Annotated in this window: 7 protein-coding genes; 5 read left to right on the forward strand and 2 right to left on the reverse strand. The window is 56.4% G+C overall.

All coding sequences use genetic code 11. The annotated features are described in order from the left end of the window. Positions 1-167: 167 nt before the first annotated feature. The gene (locus EDF61_RS17725; RefSeq protein WP_133835032.1) at positions 168-1,343 is read right to left on the reverse strand and encodes an amidohydrolase; all 1,176 of its coding nucleotides are present in this window, start codon (positions 1,341-1,343) and stop codon (positions 168-170) included. Between the two features lie 339 nt (positions 1,344-1,682). Next, entirely contained in the window at positions 1,683-3,002 is a 1,320-nt protein-coding gene (locus tag EDF61_RS17730; RefSeq protein WP_502699087.1) for an MFS transporter, read from the reverse strand. Positions 3,003-3,680: 678 nt separating this feature from the next. Here EDF61_RS17730 and EDF61_RS17735 point away from each other — a divergent pair. The 5 genes from EDF61_RS17735 (at position 3,681) to EDF61_RS17755 (ending at position 8,990) form a co-directional block, all read left to right on the forward strand. Beyond that, complete coding sequence (locus EDF61_RS17735) at positions 3,681-4,091, forward strand: hypothetical protein (RefSeq protein ID WP_133835024.1); 411 nt, start codon at positions 3,681-3,683, stop codon at positions 4,089-4,091. A 612-nt stretch (positions 4,092-4,703) separates the two neighbouring features. Then, positions 4,704-5,327 carry a hypothetical protein gene (locus EDF61_RS17740; protein WP_133835025.1) on the forward strand — a complete coding sequence of 208 codons (624 nt, stop codon included), beginning with the start codon at positions 4,704-4,706 and terminating at the stop codon, positions 5,325-5,327. 394 nt (positions 5,328-5,721) lie between these two features. Next, a complete protein-coding gene (locus tag EDF61_RS17745) occupies positions 5,722-6,294 on the forward strand; it encodes a copper chaperone PCu(A)C (protein ID WP_133835026.1) in 573 nt (190 codons plus the stop codon). Continuing rightward, a complete protein-coding gene (locus tag EDF61_RS17750; protein ID WP_133835027.1) occupies positions 6,294-7,496 on the forward strand; it encodes a Dyp-type peroxidase in 1,203 nt (400 codons plus the stop codon). Before EDF61_RS17745 ends, EDF61_RS17750 begins: the two co-directional genes overlap by 1 nt. Positions 7,497-7,541: 45 nt before the next feature. Further along, positions 7,542-8,990, forward strand: a complete 1,449-nt coding sequence (locus EDF61_RS17755) for a PepSY-associated TM helix domain-containing protein (RefSeq protein ID WP_133835028.1) — start codon at positions 7,542-7,544, stop codon at positions 8,988-8,990. Positions 8,991-9,159: the final 169 nt, after the last annotated feature.

The raw sequence follows: 9,159 nt of genomic DNA on the forward strand, positions 1-9,159 counted from the left end.
ATTGCACTTGGGGATCCTTCGCTCAGATATTCGATCGAACGGAGGCATACGGACATCCGAGTCTCAGCACTGATGTGGTGAACGTTTCAGATTTGCCTGCGCATAATGGACCGGCTAGTGCGGCTGTGGTGGCCAGGCATCCGGCTGGTCACCACAGTCGCTTGCGGTCAGTTGCCGAGTTTGCTCTTCAGCGCGGTGATAGCGGCCATCGCCGCGGTCCACAGGGTGGGTTCGGGCACGGGGACGAACCGCGGCGAGTGGTTGACCGGCATGGTTCCGGAGTCCACCGTGTTTTGGTCGAAGCCCCCGAAGAACCAGAACACCGAGGAGATCCCCAACGAGCCTGGCAGAATGCCGAAGTCCTCCGAGCCCATCTTTGGCTCGGCCTCCTTGACGTTATCGGTGCCCAGCGCGCTCCGCAGAGCCACGGTAAGTTCCGCCGTTGCGTGCGGGTCATTATAGTTGTGCGGGACACGGGAAAGTTCCTCAATAGTCGGTTCCGGTGCACCTGATGCCGCGGCCTCGGCGGAGATGATGCGGCGGATCGCGGCAAGACCCCTTTCGCGGGTGTCCTTGTCCATGGTGCGCACGTTGAGGGTGAACTCTGCGGTGGCCGGGATAATGTTCTCCTTCAGCCCGGCATGGAAGGTGCCCACGGTCACGACAGCGGCCCGACGTGGGTCGATCTCGCGGGCAACGATGGACTGCAGGCGGGTTACGATGTGCGCGCCCAGCACGATCGGGTCGATGGAGTCCTGCGGCTGAGAGCCGTGAGACTGTTCCCCGAACAGGGTCACCTTCCAAGAGTCAGCGAACGCCATAGCCGGTCCGCCAACCACTTCGACCGTCCCGGCGAGCCCGGGCATCAGGTGCTGGCCGTAGATGATTTCCGGGTGAGGGGCCTGGTCCCAGAGTCCATCATCTACCATGGCTTGCGCCCCGGCGCCAGTCTCCTCGCCGGGCTGGAAAATCAGCACGAGGGTCCCAGACCAGTTATCACGGTCGGCAACCAGCACCTCCGTTGCAGTCATGAGCGCGGCAACGTGGGTGTCGTGTCCGCAGCCGTGCATGACGGGTACCTCGGTGCCGTCAGGCAGCGTGCCGCGGGCGGTGGAGCGGTAGTCGACCTCGGAGTCCTCCTGGATCGGCAGGCCGTCCGTGTCCGCACGGAATCCGACGACGGGCCCCTCCCCGTTTCGCAGTATGCCCACCACACCGGTGCCGCCGCAGCGGAAATTATCGATGCCGAGGGTGTTCAAGCGGGCCTCGATGAACTCCGCGGTGCGATGTTCCTGCATGGATAGCTCGGGGTGCGCGTGCAGGTGGTAGTAGAACGCGAGCATGCGTTCTCGCACTTCTGCGGACAGCTCCGGGTAGCGGTCGGAGGTGGCGATGGTATTGGTAATGGTTTCGTTTTGCACGGTGACCTTTCGGCATTGAGGGCGTGCCCGGAATCGGGCCGGTCGGCGGTTCTGTGTGGCTATGGGTGGTGGACTGGCCAAGTAATCAGCAAAACCTTGGGGTTCCGTCTATCTCAGTGGCTCGTGAGGAAATTAAGCTAGACCGCTGCGCGGAGGTGGCGCATCATACTGCCCGGTTGAAACACACAAGTTGAGGTACTCCGACCGAGACGTAGACCGACTCGAATGGAGAACTGCAAGAGATTGGAGCGTGCGTCTGAATCATTGATTCATGTCTTTGCCCTTTGTCTCAGGAAGGGATCGGACGACAGCCGCACTAGTGAATAGAAGCGCCACGGCGTAGAGATTGAACATCCAGGGCTGCCCCACGGCTTCGCTGAACAGCGTTTGTAGATACGGGGCAGTGCCACCAAAGACTGCAACGCACAAGGCATAGGGCACGGCGACTCCAACAGTGCGGATGTGAGGGGGGAACATCTCTGCATACACTGCCGGGGTGATGGAAGTGATAGCGGCCACGAAGATAAGCATCACCGACATTGATACTCCAAGTTGCCATGCCGCGTCCCGAATAATCCACGTCATGGGGAAGTGCAGAGCCGCTGCTCCCAGGAGGCCGATCAACATCACCGGCTTTCGTCCAATCCGGTCGCTCAATCTTCCCCACAGGGGGAGGGCAGCGATGAAAACAATGTTCGCCAGTGTCGCAGCCAAGAGGGCCGGTCCAGAAGCGATATTGAGACTGGTAATGGCGTGTGCGGGAGCATTAACAGACCACACGTAGAAGATGATGGTTGCACCCACAGTCATGCCGACAACCTGGAAAGCTTGCTTGCGGTGTTCGACAATCGAGGTCCAGAGCGATGGTTTAGCGACGGCGTCAACATGCTTGTTGCGAATGCCTTCGAAAGCTTCGGTTTCGGACATGCGCGCTCGCATGAAGAGGCCGTAGAGGCCGAATACTGCGCCGATGAAGAATGGAATGCGCCAGCCGAAGGTGGCCATTTGATCTACGGTAAGAAGCCCCGTGAGAAGGGACCCCAAGAGCGTTCCGAAGATGACTCCGACCGTGGCAGCGATGTAGATAATGGATGACCATAGGCCGCGACGTTCACGCGGGGCAACTTCGGCCAGATAGGTCTGGGCAGAGGGAAGTTCCCCACCGTGTGCGAGGCCTTGGAGGAGCCGGGCGACCAGAAGCAGAATTGGGGCGAGAACGCCGACCGCCGCGTAGGTCGGTGTGAGACTGATTGCCAGGCTGCCTAAGGCAGCGAGTCCGACTGCGATTGTCATGGAAGGCTTGCGTCCGATCCTGTCGCTAACCCATCCGAAGATGAGGCCGCCAAATGGACGGGCGACGAATCCCACGGCAAAGATGGCGAGGGTCGCAAGAATGGCCGAGGTCGGATCGTTGGGGTTGAAGATCTGTGTGGCGAAGAACGGGGCGAAAATCGCGTAAACGGCCCAATCATAGTATTCAACGCATAGGCCAACGCCGGTGGTGAGGGCCGAACGGCGTGGGGATTGGGATGGCGGTTGCGGTCGTCCTGTGCGGATGTTGGAGGAGGCCTTCATAGTCATATCTAGCTCCAGGGTGGTTCGTAGGGAAGAGGGAATAATTGTCGGGGATCAGATCGGTCAGTAGTTGCTGGACGATGTTGATCGAGTCCACGGGAACCCGATCGTTGACGTCGTAAAAGGGATCGGAAGCCGAATTTCGCTGAAATTTTCAGCGGATTACACTTCACTCGTTGCTGCCGATTGCCCCTCTAGGTACGGGAGTGCAGGGCCTGCTGGGTCATACGCAGCATCTCATCTGTAAGGATCGATTGGGAGATCGCGAAGTTCAGTCTCGCGTGTACAGCGCCACTGTCTCAGTCCAGGAAGTCGGTAGTCAGGATGGCAGACACAATGTGCGTGAGTTTTCTGCGGTGAGTTTGCTCATGTGTGCCCCAAATTCTTGGCCAGCGCGTAAATACGCCTCTGGTTCCCTTGTGTGGATTGATTTGGGGCGAATGACCCCAACTGGCACCCAAAGTGATTTTAGTCACTGTTGAATAAATGGAACACTACACAAAAACGGAACAACATTCCACAATTTTTAAATAAATAGGCACATTTCGTCCTAATGCTTGCGTTTGAAGCGTAAAGGGTTCTTATAATGGAGCAGTGTTCCGACTGATGGCCAATATGTATTGGCTTCCGAGAATTTTCATATTTCTGATATGTATCCGAGGGCTGATGATTGCCAGTTGATGCATGCGGATCAAAATCAATAAGGGAGCCAGTATGTGCCTCGTAGAAACCCAGTTAGATATCGTCAACAGGGTCGAAGCCGATGTCCCGCGAAAGACTTTCGAAGCGGTGACAGGCGACCGAAATCTTGGAAAGTTCACGTTTAAAGCTCATGGCACTTGCGCTGATGGTGTAAGTCTCGCATCTGAGACCGGAACCACCGCGCAGGGCGGTGTTCGTGATGAATCACGAGTCAATAAATTTTCGTTGAAGGGCGACGAGTCAGCGGCTCTCGTGGGCGTGGATATTGCAGCTTCCCTGTCGAGTACGTCCTGCAGGGACTTGCCGCCTGCTGCGTTGCAACCGTTGCCATCAAGGCTGCAGATGCTGGAATCACCCTTCGTACATCATCTAAATCTGCGATTCAACCGCTAAATTATGCTACCAAGCTCATGTCTAAGCGGCGTTGGGATTGCTTCCGAGCAATCGTATGAGCGAGGTTTTTCGTGGAGTTCCGAACGGTTTGTCCGGCCCGGGGTGCATTTCTGCGAATAGTTCGAAGAGCCGCCTACGCGCGTTCTCCTCCACCGCAGCGCCTCTGCGACGTCGTGCACCTCAACTAGTACAAAAACGTCTAAATTCCATCCGTATCCAGGACGGAGTTGTTCCCAGAAATTGACTCGATAGCAGGGTGAATCCTCTGACTCGTGTGGTTCGGCCTGGACTGTTTCCATGGTGTTCATGGCCCCAATATACAAACGTGCATTGGGGCACTCCGGTGAAGCTTTGACGTCTGCGCGGCATTCAACCGTCGGAGCTGATAGATGGCGTCCAAGTTATTTTCCTCAGGGCAGGATGTCTGTGGTGCTAAACAATGCCGTGATTTAACCACCAAATAAAGGTCGCTGTCATGGATTCGGGTAATCCCGTAATGAGTGTGTCGAAGGCATACGTTATGAGTCCCCTTGCACCAGAGCTGCACCACCAGGGTTGGAATATTTTTACACGATGTAGAAATGTAGCACCCGGTCTGGAATACTTGGAACCGTGCGCAAATCTTCCCGCTCAACACGTGCTCTCAGAGGCACCGCCGCCGCGCTCTTCGCGACGTTCGTTTCTCTGACCTCACACGTGCTCGCGGGAGGAGCTGTACCGGAAGTCCTGAATGTCGCATTACCTTTATCGCTTTCGGTCCTCGTATGCATGTTGCTTAGCGGCAAAAGGTTCACGCTCAAGCGACTTGCTGGCATGGTGGGGTTCAGTCAGGTGATCTTCCATCTTCTGTTCTCGATGGGCGCCGAGGACTCCTCGATATCGACCGCTGAGCAGGCCCTGCATGCGCATCATGGAATGTCCATGACCGTCGATGTAGCCACTTCAACTAACGTTGCCGCCATGAGCCATGGCGATAACACTATGCTCTTGGCCCATCTTATGGCGGGCCTAGCTACAGTTCTCGTCCTGCACCGCAGTGAGCAACTATTCATTGTGGCCTCTGACATCGTTGATTTGTTCACCTGGAAACTGCTGTGGCGGATTATTAAATTCGTCTATCAGCCGGTTCTGCCACAGTCAGTTCCTACCGAGCTACGCGAAATCCCTGCATACACAGTGGCCGTATATGCCACCTCTATTGTTCGCAGAGGACCACCGGCACTAACAACGGTGTAAGGTCACCCTTGCATACGACACACGGTCTGAGACCCGTTCCGCTCCCCCTTTCTAGTGAACCGGCGGGTTGTTTTTCATGACCGTCAATGGATGATTTGCTGATTCTTCTCCTCTAGCGCAGCCTCGATAGGTACTTGGTCGCAACGATTCTCGCTCTAGCCACCAGCGATATGAGCTGGTATTTCTAGAGACTCCCGGATCAGCCGATGGTCGTATGCCGAAGGCTCTTACATCGCACTTTTACACGGCCTTTTGATCAAGGCCACTCTTTTACTTTGCTGTGCCCAGCGCCAGATGCCTTAACAACCTGTGGGCATCTCCCTGGTTTGCAACTGCGCAGCACCACTGCTTTGAAGCATCAACTGGCGCTTCCCTCATTTTCTTAGGAACAACCGTGAAAACCTCTTTTGCCCTGCGCACCATTGCCCTGTCCTCTGCCGTATTAATCGCCTTGGCAGGTTGTGCTGCCAATCCCGCTGAAAACAGCAGCTCCACCCCGGCCGGTGCCTCCATCACAATGACCGATCCGTGGGTGAAAGCTGCCAACGAAGGAATGTCCGCAGGATTCGGCACCATCAAAAACACAGGAGAACAAGATGTTACTGTCACCTCGGTGACCAGTCCCGCCTCCACTGATCTGGAACTACACGAAACATTGGCTAACGAATCCGGAGCCATGGTGATGCGTGAAAAGACTGGTGGTTTCACCATCCCCGCCCACAGCGAATTACACCTGGAGCCAGGAGGGAATCACATCATGCTCATGGATCTGACCGAACCACTGCAACCAGGCAGTGAGGTGCGTATGACCCTGAAATTCTCTGATGAGACCACCTTTGATATCACCGCGCCGGTGAAGGACTTCGCAGGAGCAAATGAAAACTATGAAGGCTCCGAGCACGAGGGCATGGAGCATAACGAGATGAAGATGGATGACTCGGCTTCGGAAAGCGCTCACGATCACTAATGCCCTATGCAAAGACATCCACTACGACACGCCCTAGCCGGCGAGGGGTACTGTTCGGCGGGGCCGCCGCGGGCCTGGGGGCGATTGCTGCTCTCGGGGTCGATTCGCTGACCAGCACTGCTGCGCCGGCTGGTGCTTCGGAGCCATTGCACGGCTACAGCATGATTCCCTTCTACGGTGCCCATCAGGCAGGGATCACCACCGAGCCTCAGACCCATGCAACCTACATCGCATTGAACTTGCGAGATGCTCTTGACCGTGAATCCTTAGGCCGTCTGTTGCGCTTGCTCAGCGACGATGCGGCAAGGCTGACTCAAGGTCAGCCGGCCCTAGCGGACACTGAGCCTGAACTGGGCGTGGTTCCCGCACGCTTGACCGTGACCTTTGGATTCGGGCCGAAGCTCGTGGAACTTGCTGGGTCTTCGGGCGCAGAGATCCAGCCACTACCGAAGTTCACCATCGATCAGCTTGAGGAGCATTGGAACGGCGGAGACCTGGTGCTGCATATCGCTTCCGATGATCCTCTGACCGTTGCTCATGCTCAGCGGATGCTGCTCAAGGATGCTCGCCGGTTTGCCTCGGTGAAATGGGTGCAAACCGGGTTCCGCCGCTCCCGGGGATCCGAAGCCAGTGGCACCACAATGCGCAATCTGTTCGGGCAAGTCGATGGAACCGTCAACCCTCAACCCGGGACTGAGGATTTCAATGCTCTGGTGTGGAGCGCGGATGGGAGTACCACCATGGTGATTCGACGTATCCGCATGGACGTTGATACATGGGATGAGCTGGACCGTTCCGGCCGGGAGTTCAGTATCGGGCGTACCTTGGCTAACGGGGCGCCAACCACTGGAACCGCAGAACATGATGAGCCAGATTTCGCGGCGACGAATGAGTTGGGACTGACCGTTATCGCCGCTCATTCGCATATTCGACGAGCCCGCTCGGAGAACACCGATGAAAGGATTTTCCGGCGCGGATACAACTACGACGACTTACCGGGCGGGAACGAAATCTCCAATTCCGGGCTGATCTTCGTGTCCTACCAAAAGAGCGTGGCTAAGCAATTTACCCCGATGCAACAACGCTTAGCGGACCTTGACGCGCTGAACCAATGGACCACGCCCATTGGATCTGCTGTCTTCCTGGTCCCGCCGGGATGCGCTGAGGGAGGCTTCATCGGTGAAACACTTTTCTCGTCCTAGCTACCGCCACCTGCATTCTTCATGCTCTTCCCCCAAGGATCATTCATGACGCTTTTGGAAACTACAACCCCGGAATCACGACCACCGTCCGTCCCGCCGAGGACTGCCCGCAAAGGCTGGTTCGGGCAGCTGCTACTGAGACTGCACTTCTACGCAGGAATCTTCATCGGCCCGTTCATCCTCGTGTCTGCCGTCAGCGGCGCTTTGTACGCGATCACACCCCAAATCGAACAAGCGATCTACTCCAAGGAGCTTCACGCGCCCGTTGCTGATTCCTACTTGCCACTGGCTGATCAAGTGGAAACAGCCAATGCCTATATGGGCGGTGGTGACGCGCTAGTGGCCGTCCGCCCGGCCCCGAACCCCGGGGATACCACCAGAATGATGTACGCCGACGAGAATCTTGGTGCCAGCGAAACCAGAGCCATTTTTGTTGACCCTGCTACCGCGGAAATCCGCGGTGATCTCACCGCCTACGGGACCAGCGGTGCCCTTCCGCTGAGAACCTGGATTGACCATTTGCACCGCAACCTGCAGCTTGGTGAACCGGGACGACTTTATAGCGAACTGGGAGCCTCCTGGTTGGGTGTTATTGCCCTTGCTGGATTGGGTTTGTGGATCTTGAGGATCAAGAGAACGAGACGCAAAAAGGATCTCATCCGCCCCAATATCAAAGCCACTGGCTATCGTCGGCTGGCAAGCTTGCACGGATCCCTTGGCATCTGGATCCTGCTCGGGGCGTTCTTCCTTTCCGCTACCGGTATCACGTGGTCGACCTACGGCGGTGCGAACGTCAGTGAGCTGCGTAGCGCACTAAGCTGGGGTACCCCCGCGGTGGCCACCGATTTATCAGCCGCCGAAGATAGTGCCAGTGATGAGCACGCCCATCACCACGGGGCCGCCGTTGCTCCAATCGGTGAGTCGGTGAATCCGGCAGCTTTCGACACCATGCTCTCCATTGCCCAAGAAGTGAACGTTAATACCGGGCTGGTTGAGATCAAGCCTCCTGCTGCGGAAGGGAAAGCATGGGTGGTGCAAGAAATTCAACGGTCCTACCCAACTGAGGTTGATGCAACCTCTATTAATGGTCAAAGTCTAGAAGTGGTTGACCGTGTTGATTTCAAGGACTTCAGCCTCGCTGCGAAACTCTCGCGGTGGGGCATCGATATCCATATGGGATCCATGTTCGGGGTGCTGAATCAGATCCTGCTGTTCCTTCTCGCATCCGGGATCACCACCATGGTGGTTCTTGGTTACGTAATGTGGTGGAAACGCCGTCCAATCAATAATCCTGCACGACGCATGGGCAAAACTCCTTCCCGTGGCGGATTGACCCGTGCCCCATGGTGGGGAACTCTGCTGGTGCTATGTGCGGCTGTCGCTGTAGGGGTTTTCTTGCCGCTCATGGGAATCAGCCTCGCAGCGTTTCTCCTAATTGATGTGATTGTTGGCCGGATGCAACGGGCTAAAACTAAACGTCTAGCCCCCGAATAAGAATCAATCAGCACCTTGTCTGAACTGTGCCCTCGGCCTGTTGCCCGGAGTGCCTAATAGCCCCAGAATCTATTGATGTGAACTGGGTCCCAAAAGTTGGACGAGCTAAATAATAGTCCTGCTTAGGCTGCAAGGGTATGGCATCGATATTCCATCGGCGTCATACCCT

Source organism: Arthrobacter sp. JUb115 (genome assembly GCF_004365035.1).
Classification (GTDB): Bacteria; Actinomycetota; Actinomycetes; order Actinomycetales; family Micrococcaceae; genus Glutamicibacter.

Excerpts from the sequence above, each read along its gene's own strand:
- EDF61_RS17725 (WP_133835032.1), bottom strand. The coding sequence starts at position 1,343 with ATGCTCGCGTTCTACTACCACCTGCACGCGCACCCCGAGCTATCCATG.
- EDF61_RS17750 (WP_133835027.1), top strand. The coding sequence starts at position 6,294 with ATGCCCTATGCAAAGACATCCACTACGACACGCCCTAGCCGGCGAGGG.
- EDF61_RS17730 (WP_502699087.1), bottom strand. The coding sequence starts at position 3,002 with ATGACTATGAAGGCCTCCTCCAACATCCGCACAGGACGACCGCAACCG.
- EDF61_RS17755 (WP_133835028.1), top strand. The coding sequence starts at position 7,542 with ATGACGCTTTTGGAAACTACAACCCCGGAATCACGACCACCGTCCGTC.
- EDF61_RS17735 (WP_133835024.1), top strand. The coding sequence starts at position 3,681 with ATGCGGATCAAAATCAATAAGGGAGCCAGTATGTGCCTCGTAGAAACC.